This window comes from Pseudomonas sp. SIMBA_067 (assembly GCF_046534675.1).
Taxonomy (GTDB): domain Bacteria; phylum Pseudomonadota; class Gammaproteobacteria; order Pseudomonadales; family Pseudomonadaceae; genus Aquipseudomonas; species Aquipseudomonas putida.
The window spans coordinates 1-244 of the sequence record NZ_JAWRYH010001146.1 but is presented as its reverse complement, the minus strand read 5'-3'; the positions used below and the strand labels follow the sequence as shown (position 1 = coordinate 244).

Here is a 244-nt window from a genome sequence, read left to right as displayed (position 1 = left end):
CTGATGGCCGTCGAGAAAATCACCGCTGACATACATGGGCAACACCACATGGAAGTACGCCATGTTGGCGAACAGCAGCGTCCAGCCCATCAGGAACGGGTCGTCCATTACCTCGTACCACTTGCTCCAGGTGTCCTGAAGCGCCAGTTGCGCCTGGATGTGCGATTCCAGGCAATTGACATAGGCGGGCGTCAACGTGCCCTGGATGTCTTTCTCGATCATGGCGGCCACTTGCGGTATCTGC

The 244-nt window shown here is 57.4% G+C and carries 1 pseudogene; it reads right to left on the bottom strand.

What is annotated here, in order from left to right:
• Positions 1 to 222, bottom strand: a pseudogene (locus SB765_RS32890) (NAD(P)/FAD-dependent oxidoreductase); the annotation flags it as partial.
• Between the last annotated feature and the right edge of the window lie 22 nt (positions 223 to 244).